The organism is Thalassobellus citreus (genome assembly GCF_044385915.1).
Lineage (GTDB): Bacteria > Bacteroidota > Bacteroidia > Flavobacteriales > Flavobacteriaceae > Thalassobellus > Thalassobellus citreus.
In genome coordinates this window covers 62,469-87,319 of sequence record NZ_JBISCC010000122.1, presented here as the reverse complement: position 1 = coordinate 87,319, position 24,851 = coordinate 62,469, and the positions used below count along the sequence as shown (strand labels likewise).

Annotated in this window: 18 protein-coding genes; 7 read left to right on the top strand and 11 right to left on the bottom strand. The window is 32.3% G+C overall.

The genetic code is table 11. The features are described 5' to 3' along the window. Positions 1-15: 15 nt before the first annotated feature. From ccoN to ACH5TX_RS07840, 3 genes are all read right to left on the bottom strand, one after another. Positions 16-2,199 carry a cytochrome-c oxidase, cbb3-type subunit I gene (gene ccoN, locus ACH5TX_RS07850; RefSeq protein WP_439338978.1) on the bottom strand — a complete coding sequence of 728 codons (2,184 nt, stop codon included), beginning with the start codon at positions 2,197-2,199 and terminating at the stop codon, positions 16-18. 11 nt (positions 2,200-2,210) lie between these two features. Further along, positions 2,211-2,396 carry a cbb3-type cytochrome oxidase assembly protein CcoS gene (gene ccoS, locus ACH5TX_RS07845; RefSeq protein WP_439338977.1) on the bottom strand — a complete coding sequence of 62 codons (186 nt, stop codon included), beginning with the start codon at positions 2,394-2,396 and terminating at the stop codon, positions 2,211-2,213. Between the two features lie 75 nt (positions 2,397-2,471). Beyond that, the gene (locus ACH5TX_RS07840) at positions 2,472-4,847 is read right to left on the bottom strand and encodes a heavy metal translocating P-type ATPase (protein WP_439338976.1); all 2,376 of its coding nucleotides are present in this window, start codon (positions 4,845-4,847) and stop codon (positions 2,472-2,474) included. Between the two features lie 222 nt (positions 4,848-5,069). Between ACH5TX_RS07840 and ACH5TX_RS07835 the strand changes: the two genes are divergently transcribed. The 7 genes from ACH5TX_RS07835 (at position 5,070) to ACH5TX_RS07805 (ending at position 13,645) form a co-directional block, all read left to right on the top strand. Continuing rightward, complete coding sequence (locus ACH5TX_RS07835; protein ID WP_439338975.1) at positions 5,070-6,311, top strand: PAS domain-containing sensor histidine kinase; 1,242 nt, start codon at positions 5,070-5,072, stop codon at positions 6,309-6,311. Next, the gene (locus ACH5TX_RS07830; protein WP_439338974.1) at positions 6,311-7,363 is read left to right on the top strand and encodes a response regulator; all 1,053 of its coding nucleotides are present in this window, start codon (positions 6,311-6,313) and stop codon (positions 7,361-7,363) included. Before ACH5TX_RS07835 ends, ACH5TX_RS07830 begins: the two co-directional genes overlap by 1 nt. Before the next feature lie 89 nt (positions 7,364-7,452). Continuing rightward, entirely contained in the window at positions 7,453-8,292 is an 840-nt protein-coding gene (locus ACH5TX_RS07825; protein ID WP_439338973.1) for a universal stress protein, read from the top strand. Positions 8,293-8,344: 52 nt separating this feature from the next. Then, positions 8,345-9,022: a Crp/Fnr family transcriptional regulator gene (locus ACH5TX_RS07820; RefSeq protein ID WP_439338972.1), complete on the top strand. Its 678-nt coding sequence runs from the start codon at positions 8,345-8,347 to the stop codon at positions 9,020-9,022. Positions 9,023-9,349: 327 nt separating this feature from the next. Continuing rightward, positions 9,350-11,431, top strand: a complete 2,082-nt coding sequence (locus ACH5TX_RS07815; RefSeq protein ID WP_439338971.1) for an HAD-IIB family hydrolase — start codon at positions 9,350-9,352, stop codon at positions 11,429-11,431. A 19-nt stretch (positions 11,432-11,450) separates the two neighbouring features. Next, positions 11,451-12,731 carry a glycosyltransferase gene (locus ACH5TX_RS07810; RefSeq protein WP_439338970.1) on the top strand — a complete coding sequence of 427 codons (1,281 nt, stop codon included), beginning with the start codon at positions 11,451-11,453 and terminating at the stop codon, positions 12,729-12,731. Between the two features lie 32 nt (positions 12,732-12,763). Continuing rightward, positions 12,764-13,645, top strand: coding sequence for a carbohydrate kinase family protein (locus tag ACH5TX_RS07805; protein ID WP_439338969.1), 882 nt, complete (start codon positions 12,764-12,766; stop codon positions 13,643-13,645). 6 nt (positions 13,646-13,651) lie between these two features. Here the strand turns inward: ACH5TX_RS07805 and ACH5TX_RS07800 are convergent, their stop codons facing one another. From ACH5TX_RS07800 to ACH5TX_RS07765, 8 genes are all read right to left on the bottom strand, one after another. Then, the gene (locus ACH5TX_RS07800; RefSeq protein ID WP_439338968.1) at positions 13,652-14,224 is read right to left on the bottom strand and encodes a YdeI/OmpD-associated family protein; all 573 of its coding nucleotides are present in this window, start codon (positions 14,222-14,224) and stop codon (positions 13,652-13,654) included. Positions 14,225-14,229: 5 nt separating this feature from the next. Then, positions 14,230-15,876, bottom strand: a complete 1,647-nt coding sequence (locus tag ACH5TX_RS07795) for a M1 family metallopeptidase (RefSeq protein ID WP_439338967.1) — start codon at positions 15,874-15,876, stop codon at positions 14,230-14,232. A gap of 73 nt (positions 15,877-15,949) precedes the next feature. Then, entirely contained in the window at positions 15,950-16,420 is a 471-nt protein-coding gene (locus ACH5TX_RS07790; protein ID WP_439338966.1) for a DUF6265 family protein, read from the bottom strand. A gap of 98 nt (positions 16,421-16,518) precedes the next feature. Further along, positions 16,519-18,321: an acyl-CoA dehydrogenase FadE gene (locus tag ACH5TX_RS07785; RefSeq protein ID WP_439338965.1), complete on the bottom strand. Its 1,803-nt coding sequence runs from the start codon at positions 18,319-18,321 to the stop codon at positions 16,519-16,521. 121 nt (positions 18,322-18,442) lie between these two features. Next, positions 18,443-19,633: an acetyl-CoA C-acyltransferase gene (locus ACH5TX_RS07780; protein ID WP_439338964.1), complete on the bottom strand. Its 1,191-nt coding sequence runs from the start codon at positions 19,631-19,633 to the stop codon at positions 18,443-18,445. 131 nt (positions 19,634-19,764) lie between these two features. Then, positions 19,765-22,173, bottom strand: coding sequence for a 3-hydroxyacyl-CoA dehydrogenase/enoyl-CoA hydratase family protein (locus tag ACH5TX_RS07775; protein WP_439338963.1), 2,409 nt, complete (start codon positions 22,171-22,173; stop codon positions 19,765-19,767). A gap of 15 nt (positions 22,174-22,188) precedes the next feature. After that, complete coding sequence (locus tag ACH5TX_RS07770; protein ID WP_439338962.1) at positions 22,189-22,632, bottom strand: MarR family winged helix-turn-helix transcriptional regulator; 444 nt, start codon at positions 22,630-22,632, stop codon at positions 22,189-22,191. A 118-nt stretch (positions 22,633-22,750) separates the two neighbouring features. Next, a complete protein-coding gene (locus ACH5TX_RS07765) occupies positions 22,751-24,520 on the bottom strand; it encodes an AMP-dependent synthetase/ligase (protein ID WP_439338961.1) in 1,770 nt (589 codons plus the stop codon). Between the last annotated feature and the right edge of the window lie 331 nt (positions 24,521-24,851).

Genomic DNA, 24,851 nt, shown 5'->3' with positions numbered 1-24,851 from the left:
GTTATAATTTTATGGTTAGTTTTGTGATATGTCTACTTTAATATCGGTACCTAAACGTTGTAAATAGGCAATAACTGCTACTATTTCTCTGTTTTTCATTTCAACAAAAGATTCCCCACTTTCGGCAGCATATTTTTTATCTTCTTCATAGGTTTTTACAAAGTCTGGATCAGTATATAGGTTTTCTTCAATTTTTGTTCCTTGAGCTAACATATCAGCTTGTGCATTAGCAATCTCTTCTTCAGAATAAGGAACACCTAAACTTACCATTGTTTTCATTTTTGCTTCAATTTGCGACTTGTCTAATTCATTTTTAATTAACCAAGGGTAACGAGGCATGATTGAACCAGATGAAGTACTTTGTGGATCGTACATATGGTTAAAGTGCCAGTTGTCTGAATATTTAGATCCTATTCTATGTAAGTCTGGACCAGTACGTTTACTTCCCCATAGGAATGGATGATCGTAAACATATTCGCCAGCTTTAGAGTATTCGCCATAGCGTTCTACCTCACTTCTAAAAGGACGAATCATTTGTGAATGACAGCCTACACAGCCTTCACGTATGTAGATATCGCGACCTTCTAACTCTAAAGGTGTATATGGTTTTACACTGGCTATAGTTGGTATGTTAGATTTTACCATAATGGTTGGTATAATTTGTACAATACCTCCAATTAAAATAGCTACAGTTGCTAAAATTGTTAATTGTATTGGTCTACGTTCTAACCAAGTGTGCCAACCTTCGCTTGAAGTACGCTTTTTAGTTACACGCTCAAGAGCAGGTGCTTCGGCTAATTCATCTTCTACTTTGCTACCGTTTCTAACAGTTGCTATAACATTAACCACTAATATTAGCATACCTATAATGTATAATGAGCCACCAATAGCACGCATCCAATACATAGGGATAATTTCAGTAACAGTTTCTAAAAAGTTACCATATGTTAATGATCCATCTGGATTAAATTGTTTCCACATACTTGCTTGTGTAAACCCAGCAACATACATTGGTAACGCATACATTATAATACCTAAAGTACCTAGCCAAAAGTGTAAATTGGCTAATCCTAAAGAATATAATTTTGTTTTAAATAATTTAGGGATTAGGTAGTAAATAATACCAAATGCCATAAAACCATTCCATGCTAAGGCTCCTACGTGAACGTGAGCAATAATCCAGTCGGTAAAGTGAGCAATCGCATTAACATTTTTAAGCGATAATGTTGGTCCTTCAAAAGTTGCCATACCGTAACCGGTAATAGCTACAACCATGAATTTTAAAACAGGATCTGTTCTAACTTTATCCCAAGCACCACGAAGTGTTAATAATCCGTTTATCATACCACCCCAAGAAGGCATTAAAAGCATCACAGAAAATGCAACTCCTAAATTTTGAGCCCATTCTGGTAAAGCTGTGTATAATAAGTGATGAGGTCCAGCCCAAATGTATAGAAAGATTAACGACCAAAAGTGAACAATAGATAATCTATATGAATATACAGGTCTGTTAGCTGCTTTAGGAACAAAGTAATACATTAAACCTAAAAACGGTGTTGTTAAAAAGAATGCTACGGCATTGTGTCCGTACCACCATTGTACTAAGGCATCTTGTACACCGGCATACACAGAGTAACTTTTTAATGCGCTAACAGGTAATTCTAAACTGTTAAAAATATGAAGTACAGCAACAGTTACAAATGTGGCAATGTAAAACCAAATTGCAACATATAAGTGGCGTTGTCTACGTTTTAAAATAGTCCATATCATATTTATACCAAAAACAACCCAAATAAGTGCAATGGCAATATCAATTGGCCATTCTAATTCGGCATATTCTTTTGAAGTTGTAATACCTAATGGAAGCGTAATAGCTGCCGATACAATAATAAGTTGCCAACCCCAGAAATTAATGTTACTTAATAGGTCGCTAGCCATACGTGTTTTTAATAAACGCTGAAGCGAATAGTAAACTCCAGCAAACATAGCGTTTCCAACAAAAGCAAAAATAACGGCATTGGTATGAAGTGGTCTTAAACGGCCAAAACTTAACCACGAAATACCGTCGGTTAAATTTGGAAATAGGAACATAAAAGCTAATAGTAAACCTACAGCCATTCCTACTACACCAAAAATTATTGTGGCGTAAAGAAACTTGGTAACGATTTTATTATCGTAATGAAACTGTTGCAAATCCATAATTATAGTTGTTAATCTTTTTTGGTTAGTATTGATTTTTTGTTTTTTTCTTTTACGAGTTCATCTTCAAAAAGCATACGAACTGATGGTGTATAGCTATCGTCATACTGACCGCTTTTTACAGCTAGAATAAACGCTATAAAAAATCCGACAGCAACAATAACACTTATTGTTAGTAATACATAAATAACACCCATACCTACTTGAAGTTATGGTTCAAAAGTACTTTCATAGTAATTTTTAAAATATGACATTTGTCATGTTTTTTGTTTTTACTTTAATCTCCTGCCTAAAATATTTGTAGCAATAGTTGTAAAAGCAACAATACTTATTGAGCTCAAAGGCATTAAGATAGCAGCGACAACAGGAGCTAATTGTCCTGTGATTGCAAAATAAAGTCCGATACTGTTATAGATAAATGATAGAAAAAAACTCCATTTAATTATTTTTATAGCCGACTTTGAAATTTTTATATAATTGTATAACTGATTAAATTTTGAAGCATCTAAAATGGCATCACAAGCAGGGGAGAAAACATTCACGTTTTCTGAAATAGCAATACCTACATTACTTTGTGCAAGTGCGCCTGCATCATTTAAACCATCGCCAATCATTAATACATTGGCACCTTCGCTTTGATGGTATTTTATGTATTCAAGTTTATCTTCTGGTTTTTGATTAAAAAGCAGTTTTGTTTTTGTAGGTAGTAATTTTGTTAAATTATTTTTTTCACCTGAATTATCACCTGAGAGAATCACCAAATCAAATTCTTTTTTAAGAATATTAAATAATTGAGATAATCCTTTTCTATAGGTGTTATAAAAGGTAAACTTACCTTTGTAAGAGTTGTTTGTACTTACATGCACTGATGTGTCTAAGGTTGCTGTATGTGCTGAATGGCCTATAAAAGAAGCTGACCCTATTTTAATATTTGCATTTTTATAAGAAGCTGTAATACCTTCACCTAGATGTTCTTCATAAGTGTCTAATGTTACAATGTCATGTTGGTTTAAAAGTTGGTAAAGTGATCTGCTTAGAGGATGGTTAGAGCCTCGTAATGTGCTTTTTAATAAGGATTCTTCATCTTCAGATAATTCGAACCCTTCATATTTGATGGTTGTTTCCTTATTGGCTGTTATTGTTCCTGTTTTGTCAAAAATAATGGTGTTTATTTTTGATAATTGTTCAATAACACTGGCATTTTTAAGGTAGAACTTTTTCTTTCCTAATATGCGTAAAATATTTCCTAAAGTAAATGGAGCAGCTAAGGCAATAGCACAAGGGCATGCAATAATTAAAACAGATGTAAATACGTTTAATGCTTTGCTAGAATCGAAAAACAACCAGAATGCAGTTGCTACCAGAGCTATTGATAAAAGAACTAAAGTAAAGCGTTTACTAATATTGTTGGTAATGTTTGTAAACGATAGCTCTTTATCTTTTTTAAAGACATCGTTACTCCAAAGTTGGGTTAAGTAACTTTGTTCTACCGATTTTAAAACATCAACTTCAATACTTCCGTAAAGTTGTTTTCCGCCAGCAAATAGTTTGTCGCCAGATTGTTTTGAAACCGTTTTTGATTCTCCTGTAACAAAACTATAATCTATACGTGCGCTTCCTTTAATTAAAATACAGTCAACAGGAATTAATTCTTCATTTCTAATTAAAAGCCGGTCGCCTTTTTCAATGTCATAAACCTGTATAGATTCTTCTTTATTATCATCTGTTATTTTGGTGATTCCGATAGGGAAATACGATTTGTAATCACGTTCAAAAGATAAAAACGTGTAGGTTTTTTGCTGGAAAAATTTTCCTAGTAATAAAAAGAAAACAAGACCTGTTAGACTGTCAAAAAAACCAGAGCCCGTGTTTAAAATAATTTCGACTGTACTTCTTATAAAAAGTACAGAGACACCTATAACTATGGGTACATCAATATTTAAAATATTTGTACGTAAGCCTTTGTATGCTGAAATAAAATAGTCTTGAGCCGAATAAAAAACAACAGGAACAGAAAAAGCAAACATAAGCCATCTAAATAGTGGTTTAAACTGTTCTAACCAAAATTCGTTGACTTGAAAATATTCAGGAAACGATAAAAACATCACGTTCCCAAAAGCAAATCCAGCCACACCTAATTTATAAATTAGTGTTCGGTTTACGTGTTTTTTTCCAACGCTATAATCATCTAAACTAATAAAAGGTTCGTAGCCAATACTACTTAAAAGTATAACGAGTTCTTTTAATGATAATAACTCTATGTTGAAATTTATTCGAACCGTCTTTTTACCAAAATTGACTATCGATGAACTAATGTCAGGATGTAATTTGTTTAAATTTTCTAAAATCCAAATGCAAGAACTACAATGAATATGCGGAATATAAAGTGTTACTATTTGAGTAGTAGCATTATTAAATTCGAGTAATTGCTCTATTATTTTTGTGTTCTCTAAAAAATTGTATTTACCTTCTATATCTTTGGGAGTTGCTCCAGGCGCAGCTTGTAAATCGTAATAGCAACTTAAATCGTTTTCAGAAAAAATCTGATAAACGGTTTTGCAACCATTACAGCAGAACGCTTTATCGTCATATGTGATTTTAGCAGAAGTTGCCTCTAAACCACAGTGAAAACATGTGTCTTTACTCATTATTATTTGCTCATTTATACCTGAGCCAAAATTGAAAAAAGATGTGCTTTTTAAATATGATATTTATCATGTTTTACTTAAATTTACCAAACAAGAATATTTAACATGAGATACTGTAAACGATTTGTTAATCAGTATTTTAGTTTATTTGTCTTTGTAATTAAAGTAAGTAATCATTTTCATTTTAACACTGTTTGTAAGGCAGTAATACTGTAGTAATTAATGTTTCGAAGCGAGGATAATGTTTTTAATGTACTTTTTGAGGCTGTTTCTGAAGGCGTTATTGTAGTAGATAAAAATCAGAAAATTGTAGCAACAAACAAGTCTTCTGAGGCTATGTTTGGCTATACAAAAGACGAATTATATAATCAACATCTCAATGTTTTAATTCCTAAAACCTATCATTCAAATCATGGGGCTCATTTTGATGGTTTTATGGCTAAAAAGGAAAGCCGAAAAATGGGGCGTGGTAGAGATTTGTATGGTGCACGTAAAGATGGTGCTGTTTTTCCTGTTGAAGCAGGTTTAAATCCGTTAGAAATTAATGGAGATACTTTTATAATGACTTTAGTTATAGATATTTCAATACGTAAGCAGCAAGAACTAGAATTATTAGAATTAAATACACAGTTAGAGAAAAAAGTTAGAGAGCGTACTAATGAATTAACCAATACGGTTGAAAAATTAAAAATAGTAAATGTAGAGCGTGATGCAGAAATTAAGAAACGTATTGAAGCTCAAGATAAAATAAGTGATGCGCTTAAAAGAGAAAAAGAGCTTAATGAATTAAAAACTAAGTTTTTATCGCTAGTTTCTCATGAGTTTAAAACACCTTTAAGTGGTATTTTAACCTCTTCTATGTTGTTGAGTAAGTATAAGTTAAGTGAGCAGCAAGAGAGAAGAGATAAGCATATAAAAACAATTTCAGATAAAGTACATTACCTTAATAATATATTAAATGATTTCTTGTCTATTGAAAAATTAGAAACAGGAAAAATGAATTATAAGCTATCCACTTTTAAACTAAGTAAAGTGGTGAACGAAGTGGTTTATAATGCTAATATGCTTCTAAAAGATGGTCAAGTAATTAATTATCCAGAGAATATAGACGATATGTCTTTGCATCAAGATGAAAAAATTATAGAATTGGCATTATCAAATTTGGTAAATAATGCTATAAAGTATTCTTCAGAAAATACGATCGTAGATATTGATGTAAAACAAGATGAAACATATACAACGTTTAATATAAAAGACAATGGTATAGGAATTCCTCTTAAAGATCAAAAAAGCATATTCAATCGTTACTTTAGAGCCGAAAACGCTCTGCTTGCCCAAGGAACAGGTATTGGGTTAAATATTGTTAAAAGCCATTTAGAAAATTTAGGAGGTACTATAAGTTTTATAAGTGAAGAAAATAAAGGAAGTACATTTACAATTATAATACAAAATAAAGCAGAATAATGAAGAAAGTATTGTTGATAGAAGACGATGTTGTTTTAAGAGAAAACACAGCAGAATTGTTAGAGCTATCTAATTATGAAGTTGTAACAGCGCCTAATGGGAGATTAGGGGTTGAGACTGCAATAAAGTATTTACCTAATATTGTTGTTTGCGATATTATGATGCCAGAACTTGATGGTTATGGTGTTTTAGAAGCATTAGCAAAGAATGAAAGTACTAAACACATTCCTTTTATCTTTTTATCAGCAAAAACCGAGCGTAAAGATGTTAGAAAAGGTATGGATCTTGGTGCCGATGATTATATAACAAAACCTTTTGAAGAAGAAGAGCTTATTAGCGCTATAGAAAGTAGATTGGCGAAGGCGGCTATTTTAAGAGATGTTGATGAAGAAAATGGAGAAAATGAATCTGGCGAAGATGACATTAGAACGCTTAACGACCTAAAGAACTTTTTTGATGATAATGGTAAAGTTGTTGAATATGCTCATGGTGATGTTGTTTATGAAGAAGGACAAAATTCAAATTATATTTATTTAATATCTAAAGGATTAGTTAAGTCTCATAAGTTTGATGAGCAAGGAAAAGATCTTACAACTGCCTTATATAAGGAAGATGATTTATTTGGTTACACATCGTTTACTCAAAATACAGTATACCAAGAAACTACAACAGCTATAAAAGATACCATATTAATAGGTATTTCTAAAAGTGAACTTAAAGACGTACTTGAAAATAATCATAAAGTAACTTTAGAGCTTATTCAATTATTAGCAGAAGATCTTACTGGTGTTAAAGATCATTTATTACAAATGGCATATAGCTCGGTTAAAAAGAGAACCGCAAATACCATATTAAAGTTTGCCGAAAAGCTTAATAGAAAAACTCCAGATGATATTATTAGAATTTCACGTAATGATTTAGCAAGTGTTGCAGGAATTGCTACAGAAAGCTTAATTAGAACGCTTTCTAGTTTTAAAGATAATGGTATTATTGAAATAGAAGGAAGAAATATCAAAATTTTAGATCTAAAAAAACTACAACAAGTAACCTAGATTTATTTCAATAATAGGAGAAATATGATATTGGTCATATTTCGTTAAACATCATGCGTTTATTTTTGTTTTTAGAACTAAATAAACACATGAAGAATATTTTAATACCCACTGATTTTTCTGAGAACGCATGGAATGCTATTGAGTACGCGCTTTCATTTTTCAGTAAATCAACATGTAATTTTTATATATTACATGTTAATACTTCAAATGTTTTAGCATACAATGAAAATGTTCCTGTTTTTGATGATGCCAATGTTTCTAGTGTTTTAAAGCATTCTTCAAAAAAACTTTTACAACAAACTGTAAAGCGAATACATAAAAGGTCGCTTTCAAACCCAAATCATAAGTACTATCCTATAATGGATAATAATTATATTATTAATTCTATTCGAAGGCAGGTTACTGAGAAAAAGATTGATTATATAGTCATGGGGACTCGTGGTGCATCTGGTATTGGTAAGTTTGCTATAGGAACTAATACGGGTAATGTTATTACAAAAGTAAAATGTACAACATTGGTGGTGCCAGAAAATGCTAAGTATGTAGACTTGAAAGAGATTGCGTTTCCAACAGACTTTTCATTCTTTTATCCAACAGAAACTATACAGCCTCTGGCAGATGTTGTAGAGTCATGTCAAGCTGCTGTAAGAGTTTTAAATATAAAGAGAGATGGTATTGATTTAAATGAAGATCAACAAAAAAACAAAGAATTTCTAGGTGATTATTTTAATAATAATGAACATAGTTTTCATTTTCTAACCAATAATCATATTGAAGATGCTTTACAGAAATTTGTAGAAAATAGAAACATAAATTTAATAGCAATGTTGGCTAAAAATTTAAACTATTTTCAAAAAATATTATTTCATCCTACCACTCCAAAAATAAGTTATTATACCGATGTTCCTTTTTTAGTTTTACATTAAATGAATATTTTAAACAGTACATTTTGTTAGTTTTAAAAACATCAAATTGATTATGGGAAAGTGTGAACAATGCATAATTAAACAATTTAATTCGCTTAAATCTTTAAATAAAGAAGAGTTAATACGTATCTCTGGATGTAAAACATCTAGGGTTATTAAAAAGGGTGAAATTATTTTTGAAGAAGGCGAAATTATAAATGGTGTTTATTGTATTAGAAATGGTATTTGTAAACTATCAAAATTAAGCGAAAACGGAAAAGATCAGATTGTAAAAATGGTAGTAAAAGGGCAGTTGTTAGGACAGCGATCGCTTATTACAGAAGAGCCTTCAAATTTACAAGCCATGGCTTTAAATGATATGGAAGTTTGTTTCATTCCTAAAAGTGAAATGATTAGTGATTTGAAAAGGAATTCTAAATTTTCGTTTGGAGTGTTAAAAGATATGGCGCATGATTTAAAAGAAGCCGATAATATTATAGTTAACATGGCTCAAAAAACGGTGCGTCAACGTTTGGCTGAAACCTTAGTTTATATTCACGATAGTTTTGGTATCAATCCAGATAAAACATTAAGCATTTTATTATCTCGTGAAGATTTTGCAAATATTGTTGGTACAGCAACCGAGTCTGCTATTCGTGTATTATCTCAATTTAAAAAAGAAGGTCTTATTTCAACAATAGGCAAGCAAATAAAAATTGAAAGCTTAGATGGGTTAAAGCGTGTAGAGTAGCTTTTACTTAATTTATTTTTTAATATTAAAAACCTAATTAAACGCATAATTGAATAAAATCGATTATGCGTTTTTGTTTTATAAAGGCAATTTACTCATGTTTTTGTAATTCACATATTCATTTTTTAAGCGGCTTATTTTTTTAAATACTCATTTTAAAGTATGTGATATTTTTATTTTACTAAAAATAATTAATGAGCCTTAGAAGCCTGTTTTTAAAGGGGTTTGTTCGTTGTTTTTTCTGTATCTTAAGCAAAACAAACAGTTTTTTTAGACGATTTCATTCCCGAAATCAGTCAACAAAACACTATACCTTTTTCTTAAATTATGGATATAAACCTTATGCAAAAGAGTCCTATCAAAATTTTATCTTTTGATATTGATAACACACTAATCGATTTTCACACTTTAAAAAGTAACTTCCCTAAAACTTGGAATAAATACAAAGCAAAAACAGATGTTTTACTTGCGTATAATACAGGACGATTAATAGACGATGTGCTTGGTCTTATAAAAAAAGGAATTTTGCCAAAACCAGATTATATAATAGCTGGTGTAGGAACTCTTATTTATGATTTTAATAGTAAATCTATTGTTAAAGAATTTAATGATGTTTTAGATGATGGTTGGGACTTAACAAGGGTTGAACAAGTTATACAAAGCATCAATCATCCAATAAGTGAGCAACCGGCTAAATTTCAACATTCATATAAAAGGAGTTACTATTTTCATGATGCTACCGAGGCATTAATATCTAGTATCGAACAAGATTTTTCAAATGCAGACATGCACATAAACGTGGTGTATTCTGGAGAAAAATTTTTAGATATTCTTCCTAAATGGGCTAATAAAGGAAATGCGCTACAATGGTTGCTTAAAAAATTAGATTTAAAGGCCGATAATGTTGTGGTTGCAGGAGATAGCGGAAATGATTCGGCTATGTTCGATATGGATGATGTTAGAGGTATTGTAGTTGCCAATGCCCATGAAGAACTATATAGGTTTACAAAGCACAGAGAGATTTACCATGCCGAGGGAGATCATGGTGATGGTGTTATTGAAGGACTTATATATTATGGCATATTACCTGAGGAAGCAAAAATAATTAATGAAGAAGATCATATCGATGATTATATCATTCAACAAGAGTTAAATAATATAGCAGATGAAGACGATAAAGAAAAATTAGAATTAATACGAGAAGGTTATGATAAAGCTGTTGAAGCATTAAAAAAGAATATTACACCTTTAGGGTTTTCGGCATGTTCTATAAAAGATAATGTGCCAAATGGAACCGATGAAAATTATCATAGCGTTTGGGCTCGTGATGGAGCTATTACAGTTATAGGATCGTTATCGCTTATACATGATGAAGAAATTCATAAATGCCAACGTCAAACATTAATAACTCTGTTTGAACACATTTCTCGTAACGGACAAATACCTTCTAACGTTCGTATAAAAGACAATGTAGCCGATTATTCTGGAGTAGGAGGTATCTGTTCTATTGATAGTGGTATTTGGGTAGTAATTGCGTTTTATGAATATGTTAATGTAACAAAAGATATAAAGTTTCTTCGAAAATATATTTCAGATATTAAAGAAACCATGCGTTGGTTAGGAGCGCACGATAGTAACAATGATGCCTTATTAGAAATTCCTGAAGCTGGAGATTGGACCGATTTGTTTGGAGGAAGTTATAACATTCTTTATGATGAAATTCTTTGGTATCGAGCAAATGTATGTTTTGGGCGTATGCTGGAAATGTTAGGAGATTATGAAGAAGCTGGAGAACATATAAGATGGTCTCAAGTTATTAAAAAAGAAATATTACAAAATTTTTGGCCTTCAACACAGCAAAAATTATTTCAATCGGTGTCCTTTGCCGAACGTCAATTTACACTAGGAGATACGCCTTATTTAATAGCGCAAACAACACCTTTCGATTTTAGTTGGCGTTGTGATGTGTTTGGAAACGTGTTAGCCTTTTTACATGGCGCTGTCGATGCAGAAAAAGCCCATCAAACCTTCAAGTTTATGCTAGGTGTTGGTGTTAATGATCCGTTTCCTGTATCTAATGTGTATCCTGTTGTAACACCTGGTGATCCTGATTGGAAACCATACTATACCGTTAATTTATTAAACCTTCCAAATCACTATCATAATGGTGGTATTTGGCCTTTTGTAGGCGGTTTTTGGGTGAAGTTTATTAATAAGTTAGGGCTTAGAGATGTTGCTATTTCAGAGTTGTACAAATTAGCTCTAATAAATAAAGAAGGATTAACAGAAGAATGGGAATTTACCGAATGGGCACATGGTACTACAGGAAAAGCTATGGGTAAAGCGTATCAGGCTTGGTCTGCGGCCCAATATATATCAGCTTGCAATGACTTACGAATAATTAAATAATTAACTAAAATTTAAACATATGAAATCAATATTGATGATCTCTTTACATGGCTATGTAGGAGCCAATGCAGAATTAGGAAAACCAGATACTGGTGGACAAGTAGTTTATGTTTTAGAACTTGCTGAGCGTTTTAGTAGACTAGGAAAAAAAGTAGATTTAGTAACACGTCAATTTGAAGATCAACCAGAGTACGATCATGTAGATGAAAATTACAGTGTATGGCGAATTCCTTTTGGAGGAAAAAAGTTTATCCGAAAAGAAGATATGCACGATCATTTAAAAAAGTTTGTTACCAATTGCTTAGCAGCTATTAAAAAAGAAGGCAAAAAGTATGATGTTGTTTATTCTCATTATTGGGATGCAGGTTGGGCAGGACAAAAAATAGCCGAAGAATTAGGCGTTTCGCATGTGCATACACCACACTCTGTTGGTTGGTGGAAACAGCATACTATGGGAAGTGATATGGATGAAAAGGTGATGGAGAAAAATTATCGTTTTAAAGAACGTATTAGAAAAGAATATTTTGTGTATCAAATGTGTAATCACGTAATTGCTACAACATTGCCTCAAGTAGATTTGTTGACAAAACAATACGATGTTTTGGCTAAAAATTGTACTATGATTCCTCCTGGAATTGACGAAAATCGATTTTTTCCAGTACCTTCAAAAGAAAATGACAAAATTCGTGTTAAGTACGATATTCATCCTACAGATATTTTAACTTTAGGAAGAATGGCACATAATAAAGGTTATGATCTTTTAATAAGAGCATTACCAACGGTTTTCGAACTTTGCCCTGAAGCTAGATTAGTAGCGGCTATTGGTAGCGATCAATCTGATCAAGATGATGAAGGTGTTGCAACACTTAAGAAGTTGGCAACCGAACTTGGTATTATGGATAAAATAAAATGGAAAAATTATATAGCCGATGAAGATTTAGCAAACGTTTATAGATCGGCTAATATTTTTGTTATGCCTTCTAGATATGAGCCTTTTGGAATGGTTGCTATTGAGGCTATGGCTTGTGGTACACCAAGTATTATTACTGTGCATGGTGGTTTGTATGATTTAATTGATTTTGGTAATCAAGCTTTATTTGCAGATCCTCACAGGCCTGTTGAGTTTGGTGCTATGATGGCTATGCCGCTTTTATATCCTAAAATGCGAAATGAATTGTCTGTTGAAGGCGCTCGTTTTGCACGTCGTAATTTTGGTTGGACAGGAATCGCTAAGCGAATGATTGAAGTTTTTAAAAGCTCCATTAATCAACAAACTATGGAGTCTAATCTTTTTTACTAAGTAAGAATGATTAAATTATTAAAATAAAATTTATGGCTAACATTGTCTGTTTTGGAGAAGTACTATGGGATGTTTTTCCAACTTATAAAAAAATTGGTGGCGCACCATTAAATGTGGCACTTCGGTCTGCTTCTTTTAATAATGAAGTTATTATGATTAGTGCTGTTGGAAATGATGTTGCTGGTAATAAATTAATGCATTATTTTTTAGAGAATGATTTAAATATAAGTTGCATTCAAGTTATTGATACATTTGAAACAGGCGAGGTTAAGGTCATATTAAATGATAAAGGATCTGCATCGTATGATATTGTATATCCAAGTGCTTGGGATAAAATAAGTTTAACAGAAGCTTCTATAGATGCTGTAAAAGCATCTGATGCTTTTGTTTTTGGGAGTTTAATAACTAGAGACAATATATCTAGAGATACGCTTTATAAACTTATAGATTTAGCACATTATAAAGTATTTGATCTTAATTTACGACCACCTCATTATTCAAAAGAAGTACTTCTATATCTTATGAATACATCTGATTTTATTAAGTTTAACGATGATGAACTTTATGAAGTAAGTAAGAGTATGGGTTCTGTATATAACTCCTTAGAACAAAATTTGAATTATATAGCAGAAAAGACAAATACCAAGCATGTTTGTGTTACCAAAGGAGCGCATGGAGCCGTTTTACTTTATAATGGAAAGCTTTATTATAATAGTGGCTATCAAATAAAAGTTAAGAATACAGTTGGTGCTGGCGATTCCTTTTTAGGATCGCTAATTAGTCAATTGTTAAATAATGTTAGTCCACAAGAGGCCATAAATTTTGCTTGTGCTGTTGGTGCACTAGTAGCGCAAGAGGATGGTGCAAATCCTAAAATAAGCAATGCGCAAATTGGTGCTTTTATAAACCCTTAATTTTGTTTACCAGTTGTCTCTTGACTTAATATTTGCTTCACAGAGTTTGATGATTTCAGAAATACGCTTTTGTTTTGTCGCTTCTCTTTTGGCTTGTTTTAACCAATATAAATAGCTTTTTCTATATGAAGGGGCAAAGTTTTGGTAATTATCAAAAGCCGTTGGGTGTTTATCAAATTCTAGTTGTAAGGCTTCTGGTATAATGCCATTTTCAACATCATCTAAGGCAGTCCAACTACCATTTTGTTTTCCAATTTCAATCTTTTTTAATCCACTTTCATGCATTAAATTATCAGCAATAAGTGAATCAATATATTTCTTGTTTAAAGCACTCCAAACACTTTTGTCGTTTCTTGGTGAAAAATATTGTCGGCGTTTTCCGTTTCCTAAGCTTTTTACTGTAGAATCAATCCATCCATAGCAAATAGCTACTTTTACCGCTTCTTCCCATCGCATAGATGGTTCTTTGTTTTCAACTTTATAAAAGATTAAATAAATGCCTTTATAGGAATTATAATTACTGTGTAACCATGTTCGCCATTCAATATCTGTTTTAAAATATAATTCAGGTATTTCCAAAGGAATTATAGCTTTTTAACTTCTACATAAAAATCAGGATCCACTTTTAATGTAGCGTTTTTAGAATCTAATGATAATGTTTGCCATTCAGCTTTAGGATAAATCCAACTGTCATCATCTCCAATTTGTACTTGAATAGGCATATCAAATCCGTCAACAATATTGGTCCATCTATATTTTAATTCTTTTTTATGAATGGAATATTCTAGCGTTGGTATTCTGATATCTCTTAAATATTGATTGAAAAATTCGGTTAAATCAATGCCGGTTTCTTTGCATAAATAATTTTCAATTTGTTGCGTACTTACCGTTTGATGATAAAATGTTGTGTTTAATCCACGTAAAATTTGACGCCATTTTTCATCATCTTTAACCAGTTGTCTTAAGGTATGAAGCATGTTTCCGCCTTTAGGATACATATCTCCAGAACCTTCTTTGTTTACGTTATAATATCCAATAATGGGTCTGTCATTTTTAATGCCTTTTCTAGTACCAATTACATATTCAGCACCAGCTTCTTTACCATAATAATATTCTACAAATAAGCTTTCAGAATAGTTTGTGAAACTTTCATGAATCCACATATCTGCAATGTCAATATAAGTTATGTTATTAGCAAACCACTCATGTCCAGATTCGTGTATAATAATAAAATCGAATTTTAATCCCCAACCAGTACCCGATAAATCTCTACCTAAATAGCCTTGCATAAATTTATTACCATAAGTAACCGAACTTTGATGTTCCATTCCTAAATAAGGTACTTCAACAAGCTTGTATCCGTCTTTGTAAAATGGGTATTGACCAAACCAATGCTCAAAAGCTTTCATCATTCTTGGAGCATCTTTAAATTGTTTCTTTGCTTTTTCTAGATGATCTTTTAGTACATAATAGTCCATATCTAAATTACCTCCTTGACCATCAAAAACTTCAGAAAAATGTGTGTAATCTCCAATGTTTACATTCACACCATAATTGTTAATAGGATTGCTAACAAACCAATGGTAGGTTTTTGTATCTGTAAATTCTTCAATTTTACGAAGTCTTCCGTTTGAAACATCCATTAAACCTCTTGGTACATTCACACTAATTAGCATACTGTCAACTTCTTCATACATGTGGTCTTTATTTGGCCACCAAACACTAGCACCTAAGCCTTGACAAGATGTTGCAACAAAATCATTTCCATTTTCATCTTTCTTCCATGAAAACCCTCCATCCCAAGGCGCTTTAATGGCTTCTTTTGGATTGCCTTCATAATACACATCAAGAGATTGAATACTTCCTACATCTTGTTTGCTTATTAGTTGGATTAAATGCGCATTGCCATCGTGTTTTACTTCTAAAGAATCACCATTTTGAATGACTTTCGTTATTTTTAAAGGAGGCTGCAAATCAATTTGCATTATAGAATTATTTTCTAATACTTTATATTGAATAGTATTTTTGCCCGAAATATATTTTTTAGCTGGTTCTACTTTAATATCTAAATGATAATAGGTTACATCCCACCAAGCGCGTTCTGGAGTTATAGTGCCTCTTAGGGTGTCTTGATGTGTAAAACTATTTTTTTCTGACAGTAATTCTTGTGCTTTTACAGAGGTATATGAAAATACTAATACAGTGATAAGTGCTAAAAAATTATATTTCATTTATTTGTTTTTATTTGATGATAAAATAATAGAAAAACATTTTAAAAGGCTATTAAATGTTTGTTAATGTTAGTTATTTGGTATAATTAAACTTAACGGTTTCAATAGTGCCATCTTCTTGATGTATGTCAACATAAACGTTCATTTCATTTTCATTTACCTTTTCAAAAACCATGCCTTCAAAAACAACATTATGTTTTGTTATTTTTTTTAGAGGAAAATCAATCGTTTCGTCTTTAGTTTCCCAACCTTTCAAATCATTATTAAAATGCTTTAGTTGAAGGATTAAAGTGTTTTCTACTTCTCTAATAATTCCAATTTCATAAAATGACACTTTATTGTCAATAATTAATTTAAATGTAGCCATCATGGAATCTCCTGAAGGTTGGCTCCAGTTTTCTTCTGTAAAGCCTCCAAAAGCTTCACCTTTCCAATTACCAGATATCCAAGAAATATTTTCTAATTTAGGTTCAATAGTGCTATTATTTTGAGAAAAGACTAATGATGATGCAAGTAGTAAGGTTAGAAAATATAATGTTTTCATAGTTATAAAGTTTTTACTAAAATAGATAAAATAAAAAAAGCGCATCAAAAAATAGTTTTTGATGCGCTTTTTAGAATTGAATTAGTCACTTTTTTTTTCTAAAAACAGTATTTGTTTTCTTTAATTACTTTGTTAGCAATAATATTTCTTAATTCTATAATGTTGGGCATGTTTACATATTTTATATAACGTTTTAAGCCCATAAGCATCATGCGCTGCTCGTCTCCTGAAGAGAATGAAATAATAGAGTGTTTCCCTGCTGTTTCAATAACATCAATAGCATGAAATAAGTTTAATTTTGCCATAGCTATCTGTTCTGAAACCTTATCTTCTCCTTCTTTTTTAGCCATTTTTTCTGCTCGTAGAATAGCAGATTCTGCAATGTATATTTGAATTAAAATATCGGAAGCAGCTAGCATAAGCTGTTGATGTTGTTCAATTTTCTCTCCATATTTTTGTAAAGCAGCACCAGATACCATTAAAAATAATTTTTTAAGATTTTTGATTATACTTTTTTCTTCTGAAAATAATTCTGAAAAATCTGGTGTTTCAAAAGACGGAATACTAGTAAGCTCATTAGCAACTGCAGTTGCTGGCCCTAGTAAATCTACATGACCTTTCATAGCTTTTTTAATAAGCATACCAATACTTAGCATTCTGTTTATTTCATTAGTACCTTCATAAATCCTAGCAATACGAGCATCTCTCCAAGCAGATTCAATAGGTGTGTCTTCAGAAAAGCCCATACCTCCAAAAATTTGGATACCTTCATCAGTACATCGTTGTGTATATTCAGAAACGGCAACTTTTAAAATAGAACATTCAATAGCATATTCTTCAACACCTTTTAATTCGGCTTCTTGGTGTGTGTCTTTGCCGTTATTTTGACGTAATTCTATACGATCTTCAATGTTTTTTGCAGCTCTATAACTAGCTGATTCTCCTACCCAACAGTTGGTAGCCATTTCTGCTATTTTTTGACGAATAGCTCCAAAACTAGAAATAGGTGTTTTAAATTGAATACGCTCATTAGCATATTTTACCGATTCACTTATTGTACGGCGTTGTGCATCTAAACATGCAGCGGCTAACTTTATTCTACCAACATTTAAAGCATTCATGGCAATTTTGAATCCGTTACCTCTTGTTGAAAGCATATTTTCAACAGGCACTACGGTATCATTAAAGAATACCTGACGCGTAGATGACGCTCTAATTCCTAACTTATGTTCTTCTTCGCCCATGGTAATTCCATTCGGGTTATTTGGGTCGTATTCAACAATAAAACCAGTAATGTTTTTATCGTTTTCAATACGCGCAAAAACAATCATTACGCTACAAAAACCAGCATTAGAAATCCACATTTTCTGACCAGTAATACTGTATGTTTTTCCATCGGCAGATAAAACCGCTTTCGTTTTTCCAGAGTTGGCATCACTACCAGCACTAGGTTCTGTTAAGCAATACGATCCAAACCATTCGCCGCTAGCTAGTTTCGGAACATATTTTTGTTTCTGTTCTTCGGTACCATATAAGGTAATAGGCATGGTGCCAATACCTGTATGCGCTCCAAAGGCCGTACTAAACGATCCGGTTGCACCCGAAATATAATCGCAAACGAGCATGGTGTCAACAAATCCCATTCCCATTCCACCGTAAGCTTCAGGAACAGAAACTCCTAAGAAACCCATTTCTCCTGCTTTTTGCATACAAGATTCTGTTAGGGCATAATCTTTAGCTTCAAAGCGTGCTTTATTTGACCAAAGTTCTCTGTCTACAAATTCTGTGACAGCTTCCTTCATCATATTTTGCTCTTCCGAAAAATCTTCTGGTGTAAAAATGTCTTCGCAGTTTGTTTCTTTAACTAAGAATTGACCGCCTCTTAATAAATCTTGTGCCATAATATGCCCCTCTAACTCCCCCAAAGGGGAAGAACTGTTACGGGTGTGTTTTTAGTTATACTTTATTTAAAACTCTTTTTATTTTATAAATTATCTTTTTTTTGGTTGCCTAGTTGAGGTCTTAATTTAAAAATTCAAAAATCCCACATGCGCCTTGTCCTGTGCCAACACACATAGTTACTGCGCCGTATTTTCCTTGCATATTGCGTTTTCTCATTTCATCAAATAATTGAACAGATAATTTAGCTCCTGTACAACCTAGTGGATGTCCTAATGCTATAGCGCCACCATTTACATTAACAATGTCTGGATTTAAATCTAGCTCTCTAATGACTGCTAAAGATTGTGAAGCAAAAGCTTCATTTAATTCAATAAGATCTAAATCGCTTTGTTTTAAACCAGCTTGTTTTAATGCTTTTGGAATGGCTTTTACAGGGCCAATTCCCATGATACGAGGTTCTACGCCTGCTGCTGCATAATTAACTAATCGAGCAATAGGTTCTAGATTTAATTCTTTAACCATGTCTTCACTCATAACCATTACAAATGCTGCACCATCGCTCATTTGAGATGAATTACCTGCAGTAACACTTCCGCCAGCAGCAAATACAGCTCGTAATTTTGCTAAAGCCTCTAAGCTAGTACCTGCACGAGGCCCTTCGTCTTTAGTTACAATATAAGATTTGGTTGCTTTTTTGCCGTTTTCATTAATATAAGTTTGTTCCACATTGATAGGAACTATTTGATCTTGAAACCTGTTTTCAGCTTGTGCTTTTAAAGCTTTCATATGTGAATTGTAGGCAAATGCATCTTGATCTTCACGTGATACTTTAAATTGATTTGCTACTGCCTCAGCAGTATTTCCCATACCCCAATAATAATCTTCATGACCAGCTTTTACAGTATCATAATTTAATTCAGGTTTAAAACCCGTCATAGGTACTGAGCTCATACTTTCTGAACCTCCAGCAATAATACAATCGGCCATTCCTGCTTGTATTTTTGCAGTTGCAATACCAATAGTTTCTATTCCTGACGAACAAAAACGGTTTACAGTTACTCCAGGAATATCAACAGAGTTTAATCCTATTAGCGAAATAAATCGAGCCATGTTTAAACCTTGTGCACCTTCTGGCATCGCATTACCAACAATAACGTCGTCAATTCTTGAGACATCTAGGTTAGGTAATTCTTTCATCATGTGCTGAATGGTTTCAGCACCTAATTCATCGGCACGTTTAAAACGAAATACACCTCTAGGCGCTTTTCCAACGGCTGTTCTGTATGCTTTTACTATATATGCTTGTTTCATATTAGCCCCCTAGCCCCCAAAGGGGGAATTCCTATTAGGGGTAAATAGGATTTTATTCGTTATTTTTATTTCTATTTCTTTTCAAGATTACAAATTTAAACTTACCAGTTCCCCTTTGGGGATAGGGGCCTTTAATTACGTAATGGTTTTCCTGTTTTTAGCATATGCTGAATACGTTCTAATGTTTTGCGTTCTGTACATAAACTTAAGAATGCTTCTCGTTCTAAATCTAGTAAGTATTGTTCGCTTACTAATGTAGGTTCCGATAAATCGCCACCAGCCATCACGTAGGCTAACTTGTTGGCAATTTTATGATCGTGTTCGCTAATAAATCTAGAGGCTTCCATGGCATCTGTTCCTACTAAAAACATTCCTAAAGCTTGTTTACCAAGTACTTTTACATCCTTACGTTTTACTGGTTGCGTATAACCTGTTTCAGCCATTAATTTAGCATAGGCTTTCGCTGTTGCTATTTGTCGGTCTTTATTAACAACTACAACATCTTTTCCTTTTTGTAAGATACCCATATCAAAGGCTTCATAAGCTGAAGTGGCAACTTTTGCCATACCAATAGTTAAGAAATATTCTTGGAGCGTGTTAAGTTCTACATCACCTTTAGTAAATGTATCTGATGCTCTTAAAGCCATTTCTTTAGAACCACCACCACCAGGAATCACACCAACTCCAAATTCAACTAAACCAATATAAGTTTCGGCAGCTGCTACTACTTTATCGGCATGCATTGATAGTTCACATCCACCACCTAGTGTCATACCATGTGGAGCAGAAATGGTAGGGATTGCAGAATAACGCATGCGCATCATAGTATCTTGAAAATATTTAATAGCAGCATTTAATTCGTCATATTCTTGCTCGACTGCCATCATGAAAATCATACCAATATTAGCACCTACCGAGAAGTTCGCACCTTGATTACCAATAATTAATCCTTGATAATCTTTTTCAGCTAAATCTATGGCTTTATTTAATCCTGCAAGAACATCGCCTCCAATAGTATTCATTTTAGATTGGAACTCGCAGTTTAAAATGCCATCGCCTAAATCTTCAATAACAACGCCTGAATTTTTAAAGACTTCGTTAGATTTTCTAATGTTATCTAATATAATGAAGGCATCTTGACCTGGAACTTTTTCTTGTATTTTCTTCGGAATATCATAGGTGTAAGTAGCGCCATCTTTTATGGTATAAAAAGAATCGCTTCCAGACGCTAACATATCGTTTACCCAAGCAGCAGGTTTTAAACCTTCAGCTTTCATTATTTCTATACCTTTTTCAACGCCAATGGCATCCCAAATTTGAAAAGGACCATGTTCCCATCCAAAACCTGCTTTCATGGCATCATCAATTTTGTATAATTCGTCCGTTATTTCAGGGATTCTATTTGAAACATAAGCAAACAAAGCAGCAAAACTTTTTCTGTAAAAATCGCCTGCTTTATCTTTTCCTGAAACTAAAACTTTAAATCTGTCAACGACTTTGTCAATAGATTTAGTTAACTCTAAGGTTGCAAATTTTGCTCTTTGTTTCGATCTGTATTCTAAAGTATTTAAATCTAATGAAAGAATTTCTTTTTTGCCATCAGCAGAAACCTGCTTTTTGTAAAACCCTTGTCCTGTTTTACTTCCTAACCATTTTTTTTCCATCATGGTGTTGATGAAATTTGGTAGTTTAAACAGTTCTAATTGTTCATCATCTTTACAGTTTTCGGCAATACCATTAGCGACATGTACTAAAGTATCTAAACCTACAACATCAACCGTACGGAAAGTTGCCGATTTTGGTCTACCAATAACAGGACCTGTTAATTTATCAACTTCTTCAATAGTTAAATTCATGTCTTTAATAGCATGAAATAAACTCATGATGCTAAAAATACCAATACGATTTCCTATGAAGGCAGGAGTATCTTTTGCAATTACTGATGTTTTTCCAAGAAATTGTTCGCCATAACCATTTAAAAAGTCTAATACCGAAGCATCTGTTTTTGGTCCTGGTATGATTTCGAATAATTTTAAATATCGAGCTGGATTAAAAAAGTGTGTACCACAGAAATGTTTTTGAAAATCTTCACTTCTTCCTTCACTCATAAAATGAATCGGGATTCCAGAAGTGTTGGATGTTATTAAAGTTCCTGGTGTTCTGTATTTTTCAAGATTTTCAAAAACCTGCTTTTTTATGTCAAGTCGTTCTATAACTACTTCCATAATCCAATCTGCATCTGCAACTTTAGAAATATCGTCTTCAAGATTTCCAGTGGTAATCCTATTGGCGAATTTTTTATGATAAATAGGAGCAGGCTTAGATTTTAAGGACGCTGCTAAAGCATCGTTTACTAAACGATTTCTAACAACCTTGTCTTCTAAAGTTAGACCTTTTGCTTTTTCTTTAGCATTAAGTTCTCTTGGAATAATGTCTAGTAATAATACATCAACTCCAATATTAGCAAAATGACAAGCGATTCCGCTTCCCATGATTCCAGAACCAATAATGGCTACTTTTTTAATTATTCGTTTGCTCATCTTATTAAAAACTTACTAATCTTTTTGATTGTATATCTTTTTATTTGAAACCATATCGTTTATAACTTCGGCTACTTCATAAAAGTGGTTTAGTTGTTTTTCTGATACATTTTTTCTAATAGCATCGTTGAAAATTAAAACTTTATCTCTTGAAAAATCTCTTTTTTCTCGACCAAATTCTGTTAAGCGTATAATTACACCTCTACCGTCTTTAGGGTTTGGATGACGTTCTATTAATTTCTTTTTTTCCATGGTTTTAAGTATACGGGTTAAGCTAGTTGCTTCCATACCCATTTTAGGACCTAATGCTGTTGAAGGTGTTCCTTTTTCTGGATCTATACTTAATAGGGTAAACCCTGTTGCCATGGTACTATCTATTGTTGCTGCTTCTTCATTATACATTTTCTGGACGGATAACCATGTAGTCCGGAGCACGTAATCTATTGTTTTATCTTTCATGTTGAGAGGGTTGGTGTGCTCAAATATATGAAAATTTATTATGCACGCATAATAAATTAAATAAAATTTAATAGATTTTTAAATAAGAATAGTTAGTTGAAACTAGCAACCTTTAGCGTTATGTTCTGTATATTTTTTCAATAAGATTACCGTACATAGTTTTAATAACTTTACGTTTCATTTTCATTGTAGGGGTTAAATGGCCTGCATCAATAGACCAAACATCAGGAGTTATTTCAAACTTTTTAATTTGTTCCCACTTACCAAAAGTAGCATTGGCAAAATCAATTTCTGCTTGTATACGTTCTATTAATTGCGGATTGCAAATAATATTAGTGTCTGATATATAATCTATATTATGGCGTCTTGCCCATTCTTTTACAAACTCATAATTTATTTGAATTAAAGCAGCTGGCATTTTTTCGCCTTCACCAATAACCATAATTTGATCTATAAATCGTGATTGTTTAAATTTGTTTTCAAGTAATGAAGGAGCTACATATTTTCCGCCAGAGGTTTTAAACATTTCCTTTTTACGGTCTGTAATTTTTAAAAAGCCTCCTGCATCTATTTCGCCTATATCTCCCGTATGGAAATAGTCTCCAGACATAACTTCAGCTGTTTTTTCTGGATCTTTATAATAGCCCATCATAACATTAGGGCCTTTGCATAAAATTTCGCCGTCTTCAGCAATTTTAATTTCAACGTTGTCTATTATTTTTCCAACAGTTCCAATTTTAAAACCACCATTACGCATATCGTTAACTGAAATTACTGGAGATGTTTCTGTAAGTCCGTAACCTTCCATAATAGGTAGTTGCGCAGCAGCAAAAACGCGTGTTAATCGTGTTTGTAATGCAGCACTACCAGAAACCATAATGTCTAAATTACCACCTAAACCTTCTTGCCATTTACTAAAAATGAGTTTTCTAGCAAGTTTTAGTTGCAGTTCATAGCACCAACCATTTTTACCGTATGGTTCATAGCGTAAACCTAAATTAACAGCCCAAAAGAAAAGCATCTTTTTTATACCAGATAAGTCGGCTCCTTTGGCAATTATTTTGTCGTAAACTTTTTCATAAAGGCGAGGAACCGCTGTCATAACGTTAGGTTTTACTTCCTTTAAATTGTCACTCATTTTTTCAATAGACTCTGCAAAATAAATTTCTACACCACAATATATATATAGGTATAAAATCATACGTTCAAAAACATGACAAATAGGAAGAAAACTTAAAGCTTTAGATTTTCCGTTTTCAAAGGGTACTCGTTTTTCGCTATCTAAAACATTAGTAACTAAATTATTATGACTAATCATGACCCCTTTTGGTTTTCCAGTGGTGCCAGATGTATAAATTAGTGTTGCTAAATCATTAGGTTTTACTAATTCTTTTCTTGTTTCTACTTCATTTTGATTACTATCATCTTTACCTAATTCTAAAATATCAGTCCAGTTTTTTTCATCCTTAATAGTATCAAAAGTATAAACGTTTTTAAGTTTTGTATTAGCTTTTATGGTATTAAGTTTTTCTAGTACCTCAATATCAGAAACAAAACAATAAATAGCTTCAGAATGATTTAAGATATATTCGTAATCTTCAGCGCAAATAGTAGGGTAAATAGGAACGTTTTGTGCACCTATTTGTAATACACCAATGTCTAAAATATTCCATTCGGTTCTATTTGTAGAAGAAATAACAGCAATTTTATCATTAGGTTTTACTCCTAAACGTAGTAATCCTCTACTAACAGCATTTGCTTGGTTAATAAATTCTTGTGTAGAAGTAGATTTCCATTCACCATTATATTTTGTAGAAAGTGCCTTTTTTAAGTCGTAGCTTTCTAATTGATGATAAAGAAAATCAAATATCCGTGTAATATCTGCCATTATTATTTATTAAGTTTCTAGTTATGCAAAGTATGAAAATAATTGAGATTTTCAAATTGATAAATTTTGGAGGCTTTTTTTGTTAATTCTTTAATTATAAAGAAAGTATATAATATGTTTAATTGATGAGGAATATTTTATTTTCAAGTGTATTTGTTATTGCTGCTTTTTTAATGTTATGTTAGTAATAAGGTGAATTATGTATTAAATGTGTAATTTGGAAGCTTTTTTTGTTTAAAAAAAAATGAAAATCGCATTTTACGTGTATTCTTATTTATCTCAAAACTATGCTATATTAACCCAGGTAAAAATAAATTGACATAAATGAAAT

What these genes read in the sequence shown, in the direction of transcription:
- ccoN (WP_439338978.1), bottom strand. Translation starts at nt 2,199, where the DNA reads ATGGATTTGCAACAGTTTCATTACGATAATAAAATCGTTACCAAGTTT.
- ccoS (WP_439338977.1), bottom strand. Translation starts at nt 2,396, where the DNA reads ATGGGTGTTATTTATGTATTACTAACAATAAGTGTTATTGTTGCTGTC.
- ACH5TX_RS07840 (WP_439338976.1), bottom strand. Translation starts at nt 4,847, where the DNA reads ATGAGTAAAGACACATGTTTTCACTGTGGTTTAGAGGCAACTTCTGCT.
- ACH5TX_RS07835 (WP_439338975.1), top strand. Translation starts at nt 5,070, where the DNA reads ATGTTTCGAAGCGAGGATAATGTTTTTAATGTACTTTTTGAGGCTGTT.
- ACH5TX_RS07830 (WP_439338974.1), top strand. Translation starts at nt 6,311, where the DNA reads ATGAAGAAAGTATTGTTGATAGAAGACGATGTTGTTTTAAGAGAAAAC.
- ACH5TX_RS07825 (WP_439338973.1), top strand. Translation starts at nt 7,453, where the DNA reads ATGAAGAATATTTTAATACCCACTGATTTTTCTGAGAACGCATGGAAT.
- ACH5TX_RS07820 (WP_439338972.1), top strand. Translation starts at nt 8,345, where the DNA reads ATGGGAAAGTGTGAACAATGCATAATTAAACAATTTAATTCGCTTAAA.
- ACH5TX_RS07815 (WP_439338971.1), top strand. Translation starts at nt 9,350, where the DNA reads ATGGATATAAACCTTATGCAAAAGAGTCCTATCAAAATTTTATCTTTT.
- ACH5TX_RS07810 (WP_439338970.1), top strand. Translation starts at nt 11,451, where the DNA reads ATGAAATCAATATTGATGATCTCTTTACATGGCTATGTAGGAGCCAAT.
- ACH5TX_RS07805 (WP_439338969.1), top strand. Translation starts at nt 12,764, where the DNA reads ATGGCTAACATTGTCTGTTTTGGAGAAGTACTATGGGATGTTTTTCCA.
- ACH5TX_RS07795 (WP_439338967.1), bottom strand. Translation starts at nt 15,876, where the DNA reads ATGAAATATAATTTTTTAGCACTTATCACTGTATTAGTATTTTCATAT.
- ACH5TX_RS07790 (WP_439338966.1), bottom strand. Translation starts at nt 16,420, where the DNA reads ATGAAAACATTATATTTTCTAACCTTACTACTTGCATCATCATTAGTC.
- ACH5TX_RS07785 (WP_439338965.1), bottom strand. Translation starts at nt 18,321, where the DNA reads ATGGCACAAGATTTATTAAGAGGCGGTCAATTCTTAGTTAAAGAAACA.
- ACH5TX_RS07780 (WP_439338964.1), bottom strand. Translation starts at nt 19,633, where the DNA reads ATGAAACAAGCATATATAGTAAAAGCATACAGAACAGCCGTTGGAAAA.
- ACH5TX_RS07775 (WP_439338963.1), bottom strand. Translation starts at nt 22,173, where the DNA reads ATGAGCAAACGAATAATTAAAAAAGTAGCCATTATTGGTTCTGGAATC.
- ACH5TX_RS07770 (WP_439338962.1), bottom strand. Translation starts at nt 22,632, where the DNA reads ATGAAAGATAAAACAATAGATTACGTGCTCCGGACTACATGGTTATCC.
- ACH5TX_RS07765 (WP_439338961.1), bottom strand. Translation starts at nt 24,520, where the DNA reads ATGGCAGATATTACACGGATATTTGATTTTCTTTATCATCAATTAGAA.